Source organism: Streptomyces sp. NPDC091972 (genome assembly GCF_044756385.1).
Lineage (GTDB): Bacteria > Actinomycetota > Actinomycetes > Streptomycetales > Streptomycetaceae > Streptomyces.
The window spans coordinates 320,268-335,855 of record NZ_JBIVSV010000001.1 but is presented as its reverse complement, the minus strand read 5'-3'; the positions used below and the strand labels follow the sequence as shown (position 1 = coordinate 335,855).

Below are 15,588 nucleotides of genomic sequence, written 5' to 3'. Positions count from 1 at the left end.
TGGCTTGGTGGATGTCGCTCAGCGCTCGGCGCTCAGCACTCAGCGCTCGGCGCGCAGGCCGACGACCGCGCCCTTGAACTGCAGGCTCCGGGAGGCCGCCTCCAGGATGTCCAGCACCCTCAGGCCCGCCCGGCCGTCGGTCAGCGGCGCCCGGCCCGTGCCGATCGCGTCGGCGAACTCGTCGACCATGCTCCGCAGCGCTTCCTTCTCGCCGATCGCGGGCGCGACCATGTCGCCGGAGCGGTACGAGACGAGCATGTCCCGGCGCTCGTCCACGCCGATCTCCTGCGGCGCGGCCATGTCCACGCCCCGGTCGTAGACCGACACCCGCTGGAGGGGGTTGAGGTCGTCCCACAGCAGGGTGCGCTTGGAGCCGCCGACCATGGTGGTGCGCACCTTCGTCGGGGAGAGCCAGTTGACGTGCACGTGGGCGATGGCGCCGGTGCTGAGCGTCAGCGTCAGATAGGCGACGCAGGCCTGTCCGGCACCGATCGGGTCGGCCCCGTGGGCGGCGACGGCGACCGGTTCGACGCCCGCCGGGAGGATGAAGTCCAGGATCGACAGGTCGTGCGGGGCGAGGTCCCACAGGACGTCGATGTCCTTCTGGACCAGGCCGAGGTTGATGCGGACCGAGTCGACGAAGTGGATCTCACCGAGCTCTCCGGAGTGGACCAGTTCCCTGATCCGGCCCACGGCGGGCGTGTAGCAGTAGGTGTGGTCGCACATCAGGGTGAGCCCGCGCTCCTCGGCCTCGGCGACCAGGCGCATGCCGTCGGCGTAGGTCGCCGCGAGCGGCTTCTCCACGAGGACGTGCTTGCCGGCGCGCAGGGCGGCCAGGGCGATGTCGAGGTGGGTTCCGGCGGGCGTGGCCACGGCGACGGCGGCCACGTCGGGGTCGGCGAGGACGGCCGCGTAGTCGGAGGTGGCCTCGACGGTCGAGTAGCCGCCGAGGACCCGCCGGGCCCGGTCCACGTCGAGGTCGACGAGCGAGCGCAGCCGGAACCGCTCGCTGGCCTGGAAGTTGCGGACGAGGTTGGGTCCCCAGTAGCCGGCCCCGACGACCGCCACCCCCAACGGCTCGCTGGTCTGCGTCACTTGGTCCCTCTTCCTTCGGTCCATCAGTAGGCCCCCGTTCCGCGCACCACCGCTGTCGTGGTGCGCGCCAGGATGGACAGGTCGAGGCTGGTCGACCAGTTGTCCACATATGCGAGATCGAGCCGGACCGCTTCCTCCCAGGGCAGGTCCGAGCGGCCGCTGACCTGCCACAGTCCGGTGAGGCCGGGCTTCACGAGCAGTCGGCGTCTGACCTCCGCCGGGTACTCGTCGACCTCCTCGGGCAGCGGCGGGCGCGGTCCGACGAGCGACATGTCGCCTCTGACCACGTTGATCAGTTGCGGCAGTTCGTCGAGGGAGCTGCGGCGCAGGAAGGACCCGACGCGGGTGATCCGCGGGTCCTCCTTCACCTTGAACAGCAGGCCGTCGCTGTTCTGGTTGAGGTGCTCCAGCTCCGCGCGCAGGGCCTCCGAATCGGGGCGCATGGTGCGGAACTTGAACATGGTGAAGTGGTCGCCGTACCGGCCCACCCGCTGCTGCCTGAACAGTGCCGGTCCGGAGCTGTCCAGACGGACGACCAGGGCGATCAGCAGCATGGGCAGGGCCAGCAGAAGCAGCAGCGCCGCCGCGAAGGAACGATCCAGCAGTTCCTTCGGCAGCCGGGAGGCCCGGGAGAGGTTCGGCGCCTGGACGCGCACCAGCGGCACCCCGTTGGTGGGCCGTACCGCGAGCCGTGCGGCGGCCACGTCGGCGAGGACGGGGGCCAGCAGGAAGTCGACGCCCCGCGCGGCCGCGGTCCACGACATCCGGCGCAGGACGGAGGCGTCGAACTCGGGCGCGGGCAGCACCACCATGGTGCTGATGCCCATGGTCCGGATGACGTCGTCCATCGTGTCCACGCCGCCGAGGACGGGGATGCCCAGCTTGCGGACCTCCGCGGCGTTCCCGGGGTCGCTCAGGCACACGCCGGCGGCACGGAGTTCCTGCCCGCCACCGCGCCGCAGCACCGCGACCAGCTCGGCGATGCCGTGCGCGGGACCGACCAGGAGCGTGGCGCTGCGGCCCCGGTCCCTCGCCCACCTGCGGTGCAGCCGGCGCCGGAGCGCGTACCGCACCAGCAGGGCGATGGCGGCCGCCGGCAGCGCAGCCATGATCATGTCATGCAGGAGGTCCGAGTCGTGGGTGAACGACCAGTGCGCGACCGCGGCGAGCGCCGGCAGTGCGACGGCGCCGCGGAGCACCCGTCGGTACTCCTCGGTCCCCAGCCCCAAGGCGCTGCGGTCGTAGGAGCGATGGGCGACCATCGCCACGATCCACGTCGGGGGCAGCACCAGGGCCACCGCCCAGCGGCCGTACGCCGCGTGGATCACGAAGGCCGCGGCAACAGCCGCGAGGCTGTCCGCGACCAGCAGGACTATCCGGTACCTCTGCTCCCAAGGTCTTCGGCGACCTTGTGGAGTCCTGTGTTCCACAAGCTGTTGCTCATGCGTGACCTCAATGGTCATGCGCCCCCCACACGTGCACGGTTACCCCTGACCGAACACCGATGTGCCCCCAACACAGCGGCAGTTGAAAACCAAGAAGCCTCAGCGGTTCCCCAACCGCCTCATGTCCCCATACATGAGGGCCAGCGCCTCAAGTTCCCCACCCAAATCGGTTCGGCGGCCCTCAATCTAGACCACCGAACGCAGTCACGGGAACAGTTGGACGAAACACACATCGCAATAGTGACATCGACTGCATACTGCCCAGGTGACGAGCATCGTGATCCCGGCCCACAACGAGGCGCAAGTCATCGGCCGGCTCCTCGATTCACTTCTGGCCGATTCCGTGGAGGACGAGACAGACATCGTGGTCGTGTGCAATGGCTGCACGGACGACACCGCGCGCACAGCGGCCGCCCGCGGTCCACGCGTGCGCGTGGTCGAGATCCCCGTACCGTCCAAACACGCCGCTCTGCGGGCGGGCGACGACCACGCGCGCGGCTTCCCGCGGCTCTACGTGGACGCCGACGTCGTGCTCGGGAGCGCCGACGTACGGGCCCTGGCCGAGCCCCTCGAGGACCCCGGCTCGGGCGTCCTCGCCACCGCGCCGCAACGGCGGATTCCGCTGTCCGGCAGCGCCTGGCGGGTGCGTGCCTACTACCGCGTGTGGCAGCGGCTGCCCGCGGTGCGCGAGGGGCTGTTCGGCCGGGGCGTCATCGCGGTCTCCAAGGTCGGGCACGCCCGGATCGCCGCGCTGCCGCCGCTGATGGCCGACGACCTGGCCGCCTCGCTGGCCTTCGGGCCGGAGGAGCGGCTCGTGGTCGACACGGCCACGGTCGTGGTCCAGCCGCCGCGAACATGGCCGGATCTGATCAAACGCCGCGTCCGGGCGGCGGTGTCCACGGCACAGGTCGAACAGCACCACCGGAGCCCGCAGGAGGCCTCGGCGCGCACGAGCAAGGCGGATCTGATCGCCCTGGTCCGCGCCGAACCGAGGCTCGTCATGGGTGTCGTAGTCTTCGTCGCGGCGGCGGTCGTCGCCCGGCGTGGGGCCGCGAAGGCCATCCGCGCCCAGGACTTCGGCACCTGGCTGCGGGACGAGAGCAGCAGACAGAACTGAAGCGCACCAGATCGGGAGCTCCCGAAGATGTACCTCACCGACCGCTCCGCGCCCGCGGGGGCGAGCACCGACCAGCCCCGAAGACGCGGTCTGCGGCCCGGAGTTGCCCCGGTCGTGCTCGTGCTGGGCACGGTCAGCCTGATCACCGACATCTCCTCGGAGATGGTCACCGCCGTCCTGCCGCTCTACCTCGTCAGCACGCTCGGGTTCAGCCCGCTGGCCTTCGGCACCCTCGACGGCGTCTACAACGGCGTCAGCGCGCTGGTGCAGTTGACCGGCGGCCACCTCGCCGACCGCATCCGCAACCACAAACTCCTCGCCGGTCTCGGCTACGGCCTGTCCGCGCTGTGCAAGCCGCTGCTCCTGCTGGTGAGCAGCATCGGCGCGCTCGGCACGGTCCTCGCCCTGGACCGCACCGGCAAGGGCCTGCGCACCGCCCCGCGGGACGCGATGATCTCCCTGTCCACCCCGTCCGGTAAGCAGGGCCGGGCCTTCGGCGTGCACCGGGCCATGGACACCACCGGCGCGATGCTCGGACCGCTCGCCGCGTTCCTCATCCTGAGCGCGGCGGCGGACGGCTACGACGCGGTGTTCGGCGTGAGCGCGTGCGTGGCGGTGCTCGGGGTGGTCGTACTGGTGCTGTTCGTGCCGGGCCGGCGGCAGGGCGGCACGGACCGCCCGGCCCCGGGCGAACGGCAGGCCGCCGGGACCGCCGCAGCCGATGCCGCCGGCAGGCCCCCGGTCCGCGTCCGCGAAGCCCTCGCTCTCCTGCGGCTGCCCCGGCTGCGCGCCCTCGCCGGCTGCGCCGCGCTCCTCGGCCTGACCACCGTCAGCGACGCCTTCGTCTACCTGCTCCTGCAACGCCGCGCGGGCATCGGCGAGCAGTGGTTCACGCTGCTCCCGCTGGGCACCGCGGTGGTGTTCCTGCTGCTGGCCGTGCCCGTGGGCGCGCTGGCCGACCGGGTCGGGCGGCACACCGTGTTCCTCGCCGGACATGCGGCGCTGCTGACCGGTTACGCCCTCCTGCTGTGGGCGCCGGACACCCCGGCCCTGCCGTTCCTCGTGCTCGCCCTGCACGGCGTGTTCTACGCGGCCACCGACGGCGTGCTCCCGGCCGCCCTCGCGGACGTCGTGCCCGAGCAGCTGCGCGCCAGCGGCCTCGCCATCGTGGGCACCAGCCAGGCGCTGGCCCGCTTCTGCTGCTCCCTGGCCTTCGGCGCGGCCTGGACGGTCTGGGGAGACGGCCCGGCACTGGCCGCCTCCGCACTCGGCCTGCTGTGCTGCGCGGCGGTCGCGACGAGGGTGCTGCGCCCGAGGGGCAGCGACGCGTGACCACGGCCGCTCCGACCCATCGCGTTCCCGGACGCCCGTCACGTCGGCCGCCCCCGGGCCCCGGTCGACCGCCGCGGCTCCCGGGGCCCGCGGGCCGCCTGCCCGGCACGATCCTGAGGGCACGCCCGGGGACCGCCTTGCCGACCGCACCCCCGACGACCACCACGGACCCGACCGTCCGGGGCCCCCGATGACCGCCGCACCCACCAGGGCCCCGGAGCCCCGATGACGACCACCGCGACACCGAGGAACCACATGACACCGCTGCGCCGCCGCCTGCTCGTCCTGCTCACGGCGGTTCTGCTGCTCGCGGGGGTGGGGACGGGCATGGTGCTGCACGCCGCCGACCGGGCGGACCGGGCGAACAAGCCCCAGGCTGGCGGCCCCGCCGTCAGCGCGGGCAGGATGACGCTCGGCCAGAAGAACCGCCTGGCGTTCATCAACGCCGCCCCGGGCCCGCACCGCACCGCGGTCGCCTCCGTCCCCGCCGCCGACCCGAAGGCCGGCCGGACCGCCTCGGACCTCAAGTGCGCGCGCTTCTACGCGGCGGCCGGCACCGGCATCTGCCTCCAGGCCAACCCGGGCGTCCTCAAGCAGAGCAACCGCGCCCTGCTCCTGGACGCCGACCTGCGCACCCGGCACACCTACGCGCTCGCGGGCACCCCCAGCCGGGCCCGGGTCTCGCCCAGCGGACGCTTCGTCGCCTGGACGGTGTTCGTCTCCGGGGAGTCGTACGCCTCGGCCTTCTTCTCCACCCGCACCTCGGTCCTGGACACCCGCACCATGAAACTGACGCCGAGTCTGGAGAGCTTCTCCATCACGTTGGACGGCAGGTCCTACCGGGCCGCGGACGTCAACTTCTGGGGTGTCACCTTCGCTTCGGACGACGACACCTTCTACGCCACCCTCAACACCGCCAACAAGACGTACCTGGTGCGGGGTTCGCTCTCCGGCCGCGAGGTCACCACGCTGGCCGAGAACGTGGAGTGCCCCTCGCTCTCCCCCGACGGCACCCGAGTCGCCTTCAAGAAGCGGGTGCTGTCCCGCACCGATCTCTGGCACGAGTACGTCCTCGACCTGCGCACCCTCAAGGAGACCCCGCTCGCCGAACGCCACAGCGTCGACGACCAGGCCACCTGGCTCGACAACGGCACGGTCGCCTACGCCCTGCCCGCCGACGGCAAGGTCGGCACCAGCGACCTGTGGAGCGTCCCGGCGAACGGCTCGGGCAAGCCGCGTCTGCTGCTCGCGGGCGCGTCCTCCCCGGCCCCCCTGTAGCAGCGGGAGCCGGGCGGTCGTCCCGGTTCAGCGCACCTCCGCCTCCAGGGGGTCCTCTTCGAGGAAGCCGCCCGACTGGTGGCGCCACAGCTTGGCGTAGGGGCCGTCCAGCGCGAGCAGTTGCTGGTGGCTGCCCTGCTCCACGATCCGGCCGCGGTCGAGGACGACGAGCTGGTCCATGCCCGCGACCGTGCTCAGCCGGTGGGCCACCACGAGCGCCGTCCGTCCCTCCATGAGCCGCCACAGCGCCTCCTGGACCAGGATCTCGCTCTCGGAGTCCAGCGCGCTGGTCGCCTCGTCGAGCAGCAGGATCGGCGCGTCGCGCAGGATCGCCCGGGCGAGGGCGACACGCTGGCGCTGTCCGCCGGACAGCTTGACGCCGCGCTCCCCCACGAGGGTGTCGAACCCCTGCGGCAGCGCGTCGGCGAACTCCGTGACGTGGGCCGCCTCGGCGGCTCGGCGGATCTCGGCGTCGGTGGCGTCCGGCCGGGCGAAGGCGATGTTGTCGCGCAGGGTCCGGTGGAACATCGCCGGGTCCTGCGGGACGTAGGCCATCAGACTGCGCAGGTCAGTCTGGCGCAGCCGGCTGATGTCCTGTCCGCCGACCAGGATCCGGCCGCCGTCGATGTCCTGCATGCGCAGCAGCAGCCGGGTGAGGGTGGTCTTGCCGCCGCCGGACCGGCCCACGAGGCCCACCTTCGTCCCGCCGGGCACGACCAGGTCGAGCCCCTCGAAGAGCCGCTCGGCGCCCGCGTGGGCGAAGTGCACCCGCTCGAAGCGGACGTCGGCGGCCCCGGGCACCAGCGGTTCGGGCGACGGCGGGTCGAGCACGGTGGGCGGGGTCAGCAGCAGTTCGGTGAACTGCGCGGCCTCCGTCATCGAGCCCTCCAGCCGGCGGTAGATCTGGTTGAACTCGAACATGATCCGGGTCGCGTTGGAGTAGTAGGTGAAGGCGACCACGACCGCCTCGACGTTGTGCCCGCTGCCGCCGAGGGCGACCGCGAGCAGCAGCCCCAGCGCGTTGGTCAGCACGGACATCGGTGCGACGAAGGTGTCGATGCGCAGGTTGCCGTAGTCCCAGGACCGGAGCATGAGCCGGCGTGAGACCGCGACCCGGGAGCGGTGCTCGGCGGCCTCGCGGGCCTCGGCGCCGAACGCCCGGACGGTGTCCATGTTCATCAGGCTGTCGGCCACGTGCCCGGACACCCGGGCGACGGCCGCCTCGCGCTCGGCGACCAGTGCCTGGCGGCGCCGGATGAGGGGTGCCGCGCACAGCGCCGTCACCGCGATCATCGTCAACAGGCCGACGACGAGCAGCGGTTCGTAGTGCCACAGCACCACGGAGCCGAACAGCAGCGGGACGAAGCTGCCCACGATCTGGAACGCGAGAGTATCGACGAACGGCTCGAAACGGGTGGCGAAGCTCAGGACGCGCTTGGTGAGCGATCCGGCGAAGTTGTCGTGGAAGAACGAGGCGTCCTTGGCGAAGAGTTCGTCCATCCCGATCACGTACAGGTGCTCGATGCCGAGGGCGTCGAGACGGTTCAGGCAGTGCAGGGCGACCCGCCACAGCGCTTCCGCGAGCAGCAGGACCCCGGCGAAGCCCAGGACGTACGGCAGCGCCGAGCCGGCGGTCGTGCCCCCGCCGTCGGCGATGGTGCCGGCGAGCTTGGCGACGATCAGGGGCGCGATGTAGTTGATTCCGATGCTGCCGAGCGCCGACAGCAGCATGGCGGGCAGCGTCAGCCACCGCAGACGGGCCAACTCCCGTGCGTAGTAACGAAGTGCGAGGATCACCGCGCCTTTGGGCGGTGCGGTCTTGTGTGCCTCAGGCGTCTGCATCATAACCCTGTGTGTGTGAAGGGTTGCGGTCCGAGTTCGGCAGTGTCCCGCGACGGGGACGCCCGGGTCCACGCGTTTTTCGGCAGGTCACGCCCGGCGAGGGCCGTCAAATCTCAAGTGACGCAAGGGGATTGACGTAGAAAGCGCTTGCCGCCCACGGTCCCCCGAATGGGTATGCAGCGAAGACTCGGGGGCCTGGCTCGCCGCGGCGGCCGCCATGGCACTGGCGGCAGGAGTGACCGCGGCACCGGCCGCGCACTCCGCGGACGATCCGGTGCTGAAACGACTCGGCGCCGCTTACGACGGGCTGGTCCGCGAGGGGGCCTGACCGACGCGAGCGGTTTCCGGACGGCGGTGACGGCATCGGGGCGGCGCGCTGCATCCTGCCCGATGCCGTCAGCCGCCGGAGTCAGCCGGACCTGTCACCAGCCGGTCCGTCGGCAACCGTCGCCCCGCGCCGGGGCCGGGACAGCCCGCCCATGGCCAGCCGTGTCACCCGGCGCCAGTCGGCCGACGCCCCGGTCAACGGCCGGCCGGGGCGATGGCGGGGCACATGGACCCGCAACGCTCCGGGAGCGGTCCGGCACACCACGGGAGTCGGCAGCACCACGTGTTCCCCGTCGATCCCGACGGGGATGTCGGCGCTGTCCGCGTCCACGACGACCTCGTCGGCCCGCAGCCGCGTGACGGACCCGGAGCGGTCCCCGCGCACCAGGCGAGCCGCCTGGGCCGCGTTCGCCACCCGCACGCCCAGCACGCCGAGCTGCCCCGAGTCCAGCCGTTCGCGACGCCCCGGGTGGGCCGAGTCGACCGCCCGCAGATAGGGGTTGTTGCTGACGAGCAGCGCCTGGAGCGCGCCGACCCGGGTGGGCCCGGCCCGGATCCGCAGCACCGGTGCGGCCTCGCCGGTGAGCAGACCGGGCAGGGCCCGCAGGGTCGTGTGCAGCTTGGCGTCGCGGTAGGCGGGATCGGCCACCACGGACGCGTACGTCCCGAAGGAGGCGTTGTTGACGAACACGCGGTCGGCGGCGAATCCGAGGTCCACGCGGAGTTCCACGCCGTCGGTGAGGACCTGGAGTGCCGTGGCGGGGTCGTCACGGTCGAGGCCGAGATCGAGGGCGAAGTGGTTGCGGGTGCCCGCGGGGATCACGGCGAAGGGCACGTCGTGCCGCGCCGCCACCTCGGCCACCAGGGCCTGGGTACCGTCGCCGCCGGCCACCGCCAGCAGGTCGGCGCCCTCGGCCACGGCCTGCCGGGCGAGGGCCGCCACGTTCTGACGGCCGTCCAGCAGCACGACGCGGGCGCCCGCGGCCCGGGCCTTCTCCACCAGCCCGAAGCGTGCCACCTTGCCGCCGCCGGAACGCGGGTTCATCACGATCCAGGCAGCGCGCGGTGCCGCGACACGCTCGGCCGCGGCACCCGGGCGTGCCAGGGCAAGGCGTGCCGAGGCGACGGCCAGCACCCACAGGGCCAGGGACAGCACGGCCGGCCCCAGCATCCCCGACGCGCCGTACAGGCAGAGCACGGTGAGCGGGGCGGTCACCGACAGCACCAGCCCGAGGACACGCGACGTGCCGGTGCGGGCCAGCGTCCACCACACGCCGACGGCGGCGAGCGCCAGGCCGGCGATGCCGACGAGGGCCCACAGCACGCTGCGCAGTCCGGCCGCGAGGAGGGGCACCAGGACGCTGCCCAGGAGGGCCAGGAGGGCGAGCCGGGCCCGAGGGACGCTGCCGGACCGCTCGGCGCCGCTCGGGTGCCGCCCCATGTCCTCGCCCTCCCTCCCGGTGCCGTCGCCTGCCGCGGACCTCGCGGTGACCGGTCGTCACATGTCGCGCCCGGGACGCTCGAACGGCTCGAAGGAGTCGTCACGCCGGACCACGCACAGTGCCCAGATGACGAGTGCCGAGAACGCGATCATCACGAGCGACCAGACCGGGTAGTACGGCAGGGAGAGGAAGTTGGCGATGATGATCAGTCCGGCGATGGCCACCCCGGACACCCGTGCCCAGGTGGCCGCGCGGAAGAGCCCGAGGCTCACGAGCACGCCGACCACGCCCAGGCAGAGGTGGATCCAGCCCCAGCTCGTCAGGTCGAACTCGAAGACGTAGTTGCGCGTCGTGACGAACACGTCGTCCTCGGCGATGGCCATGATGCCCCGGAAGATGTCGAGCAGTCCGGCGAGCATCAGCATGACGGCGGCGAAGACCATCGTGCCGGCGGCCCAGTCCTGCTTGGCCGTGGACCGGTGTGCGGTGTGGTGTGTAGCGGTCATCCTGACCCCTCGTTTCGATCGGCCGGCGGGCTCAGCGCCGGGTGGTGGCGGCGACGCCGTCGGAGGTCCCCGAGCCGTGGCCGCTGAGGACCAGTTCCTTCGCCCGGGCGAACTCCGCGTCCGTGATGTCGCCCTTGGCCCGGATCTCCGAGAGCCTGGCGAGTTCGTCGACGCTGTTGGTGCCGCCGCCCTTGGCGGTCTGACGGATGTACGAGTCGAAGGCCTGTTGCTGTGCCCGCGCCTGGGCGGCCTCACGACGGCCCATGTTCCTGCCGCGGGCGATGACGTAGACGAAGACGCCCAGGAAGGGCAGCACGATCGTGAACACCAGCCAGCCGGCCTTGGCCCAGCCGCTCAGGGCGTCGTCACGGAAGATGTCGACGACGATCCGGAAGAGCAGGACGAACCACATGATCCACAGGAAGAACCACAACATGGACCAGAAGACGCTCAGCAGCGGATAGTCGTACGCGAGGTACGTGGACGCACTCATGTCACTCTCCTCCGTCCCGGGCCTTCGCCCGGCCGCCTGTCTGTGCCGTCCTCAGCGTGCCCGCGGCAAGGAGCGGGCGGCTTCACCCGGCGCGGGTGAGCGGGCGCCCCGGCCGGGCCGGCGACGGGGGCGCGGCGCCGCAGGAGGCGGGCCGAGCGGTACCAGGCGCTGGACGCGACGCCCTCCCCCGCGGCCAGGCCCGACACGGCGACGAGAAAGACGCCGATCAGCCAGGACAGGAACGTGAAGACCGGTCCCAGCGGGCCGAACTCGTCCAGGCTGCGCTCCATCGCGGCGGGCAGGACCAGCCGGGCCGCCCCGCTCAGAGCGACCGTCCCGGTCCCCGCGAGGACGGCTCCCGGCAGCAGGCTCTCCCAGCCGACGCGACCGCTCAGCAGCAGGTACTGGGTCCACCACCACAGCAGCGTCGTCGAGAGCAGGGACATCGTCAGGCCCACGGCCGGGCCGGCGCCGAAGCCCGCGCGCAGCGGCGCCTGGGCCAGGAGGAACACCAGCCACACCACCAGCCACAGGGGCCAGCGCCAGATCGCGGCCCGCAGCGGCGCCCGGGGCAGGCGCCAGCAGCGTTCGCACACGGCTTGCAGGGCCCGGCTGAACGCCGTCGCGGACGCCAGGGCCACCAGCACCCCCAGGACGCCGACGGTGTCGCGCGTGGGGCCGGTGGCGGAGAAGGTCCTGCGCACCTCCTCCAGCGTGTCGCCGCGCATTCCCAGCACCGTGCGCAGGGAGTCGGCCAGCAGGTCCTGGACGGCGGGAGGCGCGAACGCGGCCACCGTCATGAGCAGCGGGAGCGCGGCGAGGAAGGCCTGCGCGGCCAGCCTCATGGCGCCTTCCACCACGTTGAGCGCCGACAGCCGGGGAAGGAACCGGACGAGCGCGTTGGACCGCACGCTCTCCACGACCCTCGCCGCCCGGGCCCGGCGTGCCGGATCGGAGTTCCTGGTCATGGCTCACGCGTCGTCCCGGCTCACGCGGCCGCGTGCTCCGGTCGGTCGGTGGCGTCCTGTGCCGGGCGTGCGGCGGCGAGCACCGCCGTGATCGCCAGCACCACCAGGACCAGCAGCAGGACCAGCGCCACCGCGCCTGCGGTGGGATGGTTCCACAGGAGGAGGGCGAGGGCGCCCGCGCCGATGGTGACGCCGGTGGTCCACTGCCGGTGGGCGGACAGCCACTGTCCGGTGAGACCGGTGGTGAAGCCCGCCCGGCGCAGGGCGCGCCCGGCCGCCGAGGCCGAGCGCAGGGCCCCGGCGCGTACACCGCGGGCGATCCTGCCCGGGCCGTACAGGTAGGCGGTCAGGGCGGTGAGCAGGCTGACGACGAGCAGGGTGCGGGCGGCTGCGCGCAGGAAGCGCACGAAGGTGTCGAAGACCGCCGCGGCGGCGTCGGGAGGCAGTGCCGCCGAGGGCACGGAGTCGAGGTAGACGCGCCGCAGGACGACCAGCGCGACGAGCAGCACCACCGCCATGAGGCCGACGCCGAGCGCGGTGATCATCACCATCACCCGGTGTCCGGGGGCGACCCACACGGCCAGGGCGGCGAGGACGAGGACGAGGACGGGCAGCCAGGTGCCGATGATGTCCAGCAGCCGCATGCCGTCCTGGGCCTTGCCCAGTTGTTCGGTACGGAACAGCGAGACGGTGCGGTCGGTGTCCGGGATGGCGGCGGCCTTGTCGAAGCCGGCGTCGACGAGGCGCTGCCGTACCTGGTCGACCACGGCGCCGATGTCGAGTCGAACGGTGTCGCCTTCGGCCTGCACCGCGCCGTCGCGGTCGCCGGTGAGCATGTTCACCACGGTGGCGTGGGCCCGCCGGTTGGCGCCCTCCCACGCCTGGGCGAAGGCCTCGCTGGTGATCACGCGGCTCACGGTGCGGTGCACGACGCTCTGCACCGCGGAGCGCAGCGGGCCGGTGAGGGACCCGGCCCCCTCGACCACCCGGGGCGGCGCCCCGTTGTCCGCCAGGGTCTTGGTGAGCGCCGCCGTGATCGCCTCCACGTCCACCTGGGCCACCGCACGGGCGGTCAACCGGTCGATCACGACGTTCTGCACGTCCGGGTCCGAGGCGAGCGGCGCGACGGTCTGCACGTACCGGTCGGTGTCGGAGACCTGGTCGTGCACCCAGGTCGCGACGAGGGCGAGGGGTGCGAGCAGCAGCGTCAGCACCAGCAGGACGGTGGCTCCCGCGTGCCGCGCCCGCCGGTGACGCACGGTCGCGGCGCGGCGCAGCCGCTGGTACTCCGCGTGCTCCTCGGCGGTCACGGCGTGCCCGCCGACGGTGGGAGCGCCGGCGCCCGACGCCCGGGAGCTCGAGGCGGGGTTCATGGTGTCTCCCTCGTTGGTCCGACGGGGCGGGCTGCGTCTCAGACGTTCAGCGGGGCTCCCGGCGGTCCGTGATGCCCGCTCCGCGCAGCGCGGCCCGCCAGGCGAGGGCCAGGGCGAGTTCGCACAGGCCGAGCAGGACGAGCCACAGACCGAGCAGCCGGGTCAGTGCGCGGGCCGACTCGGCCGGCAGGGCCAGCACCACGATCCCGGCGACGATGCCGATCACCGCCGCGCCCACCACGAAGGCCCGGTGCGGCAGGTCCTCGGCGGTGATCGCCGTGTAGAGGGTGAGGATCCCGGAGACGAGCCAGACTGCTCCGACGATCAGGGAGAGCACGGAGACGGTCTGGAGCGGATCGCGCAGGCACAGCACCCCGGCGAGGACGTACAGCACGGCGATGAGCAGACCGGGCAGCCGTTCGCCGGCCCGGGCGAAGACGGCGACGAACCGGAAAGCGCCGGTCACCAGCAGGTACAGGCCGATGAGGACGGCGAGGACGTGCAGGGTCTCGTCCGGCCAGACCAGGACGAGGACGCCCGGCACGAGGGTGGCGATCGCGGACCCGAGGATCCAGGTCCAGGAACGGCCGAGCCGCCCCAGGATCTCCGCGCCGTCGGCCGTGCCGCCGGGGGCGGCACCGTCGGGGCTGTGCTCGGCTGCGCTGGGCGCTGCCGGACCACGCGGCACGGTCATGACTCCTCCTCGCCCCGTCGGACAGGTCGTCCCCGTGCCGGCCGGGGCGGGTACGGGGGTCCTCTCGCGGCCAGCGTCCCGCGCATCGTCCCCGGCCGGGTCACCCGTCACGGGTGATCCGCGGGGAAGCCCGTACCGGTGGGGTGGGAACCGAGACGGCGCCGGCCAGGGGCCGTCGTGCGCGCCGCGCGGGTGCGCCGGCAGGTCGTGATGCCGGTCCTCGTCACCGATCCGGGAGGTTCCGCCATGGCCGTACCGAACTCCTCCACCGTTCTGCTGTCGCCCGCCGAACGGGCGGCGGTCGGCACGAACGCCCGCGCCCGTGCGCCCCGTTCCGGCCACGGCGGCTTCGAGAACGGCCGGGGGCGCTTCGACCCGGTCGAGGTGCTCGAGGGTCAGTCGGCCACCCGTGTAACGGAGTTGGTGCCCATCCGCTACGGCCGGATGCTCGAGTCGCCCTTCCGCTTCTACCGCGGCGCGGCGGCGATCATGGCAGCGGACCTGGGAGCCGTCCCGGACACCGGACTCCGGGTGCAACTGTGCGGAGACGCCCACCTGCTGAACTTCCGGCTGCTCGCCTCGCCGGAGCGTCATCTGGTCTTCGACATCAACGACTTCGACGAGACACTGCCCGGACCCTTCGAATGGGACGTCAAGCGCCTGGCCACCAGCTTCGCCATAGCGGGTCGGGCGAACGGCTTCTCGACGCAGGAGCAGAACGCCGTCGTGCGGACGTGCGTCCGGGCCTACCGGGAACGGATGCGTGAGTTCGCGGGCATGCGCACCCTGGACATCTGGTACGCCCAGGACGACGCCGACCGTCTGCGCGCGCTGCTCGCGTCCTCGATGGACAAGAAGGCCAGGCGCCGCACCGCCCGGGCCACGGAGCAGGCCCGTACCCGCACCCATCTGCAGGCCTTCGCGAAACTCACCCGCGCCACCCCGGAGGGCCGCCGGATCGCGCCCGACCCGCCGCTCGTCACCCCGCTCGGGGATCTGCTGGCCGACGCGGCGGACAACCGGCAGGAGAAGGAGCTCCGGACCGTTGTGGAGGAGTACGCGCTCACCCTGCCGTCCGAACGCCGGCACCTGCTGCACCACTTCCGGCTGGTGGACATGGCCCGCAAGGTGGTGGGCGTCGGCAGTGTCGGCACCCGCTGCTGGATCCTGCTCCTGCTCGGCAGGAACGACGACGACCCGCTGCTGCTCCAGGCCAAGGAGGCCCAGGAGTCGGTGCTGGCGGCCCCGACCGGAAGCCACCCCTTCGACAACCAGGGCCGCCGGGTGGTGACCGGGCAGCGCCTGATCCAGACGACCAGCGACATCTTCCTCGGCTGGACCCGCGTGGTGGGCATCGACGGGCGGGAACGCGACTTCTACGTACGGCAGTTGCGGGACTGGAAGGGCATCGCCCGGCCGGAGACCATGGACCCCGGCCTGCTCGGGCTGTTCGCCCGGCTGTGCGGTGCCTCGCTGGCCCGGGCCCACGCCCGTTCCGGCGATCCGATCGCCATCGCCGCCTACCTGGGCGCCGGTGGCCGCTTCGACCACGCCCTCACCGCGTTCGCCCAGTCCTACGCCGACCGGAACGAGCGGGACTTCGGGCTCCTGGCCGCGGCCGTGCGCTCCGGCCGGGTCGCCGCGCGGAGCCTCTGAGCGTCACCGGGGGGACCGTC

General features: G+C 72.7%; 13 protein-coding genes. 4 read left to right on the top strand and 9 right to left on the bottom strand.

What is annotated here, in order from left to right; translation table 11 throughout:
* Window positions 1-39: 39 nt before the first annotated feature.
* A complete protein-coding gene (locus ACIQJT_RS01560) occupies window positions 40-1,095 on the bottom strand; it encodes a Gfo/Idh/MocA family oxidoreductase (protein WP_365454599.1) in 1,056 nt (351 codons plus the stop codon).
* Window positions 1,096-1,118: 23 nt separating this feature from the next.
* Window positions 1,119-2,558 (bottom strand): sugar transferase, encoded by a 1,440-nt coding sequence (locus ACIQJT_RS01555; RefSeq protein ID WP_402638928.1) that lies wholly within the window; start codon window positions 2,556-2,558, stop codon window positions 1,119-1,121.
* A gap of 247 nt (window positions 2,559-2,805) precedes the next feature.
* On the opposite strand from ACIQJT_RS01555, the gene ACIQJT_RS01550 reads away from it, so the two are divergent.
* The 3 genes from ACIQJT_RS01550 (at window position 2,806) to ACIQJT_RS01540 (ending at window position 6,267) form a co-directional block, all read left to right on the top strand.
* Window positions 2,806-3,657 (top strand): glycosyltransferase, encoded by an 852-nt coding sequence (locus tag ACIQJT_RS01550; protein WP_402638926.1) that lies wholly within the window; start codon window positions 2,806-2,808, stop codon window positions 3,655-3,657.
* Between the two features lie 27 nt (window positions 3,658-3,684).
* On the top strand, window positions 3,685-4,989 hold the full coding sequence (locus tag ACIQJT_RS01545) for an MFS transporter (RefSeq protein ID WP_402638923.1): 1,305 nt from the start codon (window positions 3,685-3,687) through the stop codon (window positions 4,987-4,989).
* Window positions 4,990-5,214: 225 nt separating this feature from the next.
* Window positions 5,215-6,267 carry a TolB-like translocation protein gene (locus ACIQJT_RS01540; RefSeq protein ID WP_402638921.1) on the top strand — a complete coding sequence of 351 codons (1,053 nt, stop codon included), beginning with the start codon at window positions 5,215-5,217 and terminating at the stop codon, window positions 6,265-6,267.
* A 27-nt stretch (window positions 6,268-6,294) separates the two neighbouring features.
* Here the strand turns inward: ACIQJT_RS01540 and ACIQJT_RS01535 are convergent, their stop codons facing one another.
* The 7 genes from ACIQJT_RS01535 to ACIQJT_RS01505 all read right to left on the bottom strand — a co-directional run bounded on the left by ACIQJT_RS01535 (window position 6,295) and on the right by ACIQJT_RS01505 (window position 13,912).
* Window positions 6,295-8,112 carry an ABC transporter ATP-binding protein gene (locus ACIQJT_RS01535; protein ID WP_402638919.1) on the bottom strand — a complete coding sequence of 606 codons (1,818 nt, stop codon included), beginning with the start codon at window positions 8,110-8,112 and terminating at the stop codon, window positions 6,295-6,297.
* A gap of 406 nt (window positions 8,113-8,518) precedes the next feature.
* The gene (locus tag ACIQJT_RS01530) at window positions 8,519-9,877 is read right to left on the bottom strand and encodes a diacylglycerol/lipid kinase family protein (protein ID WP_402638917.1); all 1,359 of its coding nucleotides are present in this window, start codon (window positions 9,875-9,877) and stop codon (window positions 8,519-8,521) included.
* Window positions 9,878-9,934: 57 nt separating this feature from the next.
* Window positions 9,935-10,384, bottom strand: coding sequence for a hypothetical protein (locus ACIQJT_RS01525; protein ID WP_365454584.1), 450 nt, complete (start codon window positions 10,382-10,384; stop codon window positions 9,935-9,937).
* A gap of 31 nt (window positions 10,385-10,415) precedes the next feature.
* The gene (locus ACIQJT_RS01520; RefSeq protein WP_365454581.1) at window positions 10,416-10,877 is read right to left on the bottom strand and encodes an SHOCT domain-containing protein; all 462 of its coding nucleotides are present in this window, start codon (window positions 10,875-10,877) and stop codon (window positions 10,416-10,418) included.
* Window positions 10,874-11,845 carry a YhjD/YihY/BrkB family envelope integrity protein gene (locus tag ACIQJT_RS01515; RefSeq protein WP_402638914.1) on the bottom strand — a complete coding sequence of 324 codons (972 nt, stop codon included), beginning with the start codon at window positions 11,843-11,845 and terminating at the stop codon, window positions 10,874-10,876. Before ACIQJT_RS01515 ends, ACIQJT_RS01520 begins: the two co-directional genes overlap by 4 nt.
* Before the next feature lie 20 nt (window positions 11,846-11,865).
* Window positions 11,866-13,218 carry a hypothetical protein gene (locus ACIQJT_RS01510; protein WP_402638912.1) on the bottom strand — a complete coding sequence of 451 codons (1,353 nt, stop codon included), beginning with the start codon at window positions 13,216-13,218 and terminating at the stop codon, window positions 11,866-11,868.
* Between the two features lie 46 nt (window positions 13,219-13,264).
* Window positions 13,265-13,912 (bottom strand): DUF308 domain-containing protein, encoded by a 648-nt coding sequence (locus ACIQJT_RS01505; protein WP_365454572.1) that lies wholly within the window; start codon window positions 13,910-13,912, stop codon window positions 13,265-13,267.
* A gap of 246 nt (window positions 13,913-14,158) precedes the next feature.
* Between ACIQJT_RS01505 and ACIQJT_RS01500 the strand changes: the two genes are divergently transcribed.
* A complete protein-coding gene (locus ACIQJT_RS01500; RefSeq protein WP_402640045.1) occupies window positions 14,159-15,568 on the top strand; it encodes a DUF2252 domain-containing protein in 1,410 nt (469 codons plus the stop codon).
* The last annotated feature ends 20 nt before the right edge of the window (window positions 15,569-15,588 follow it).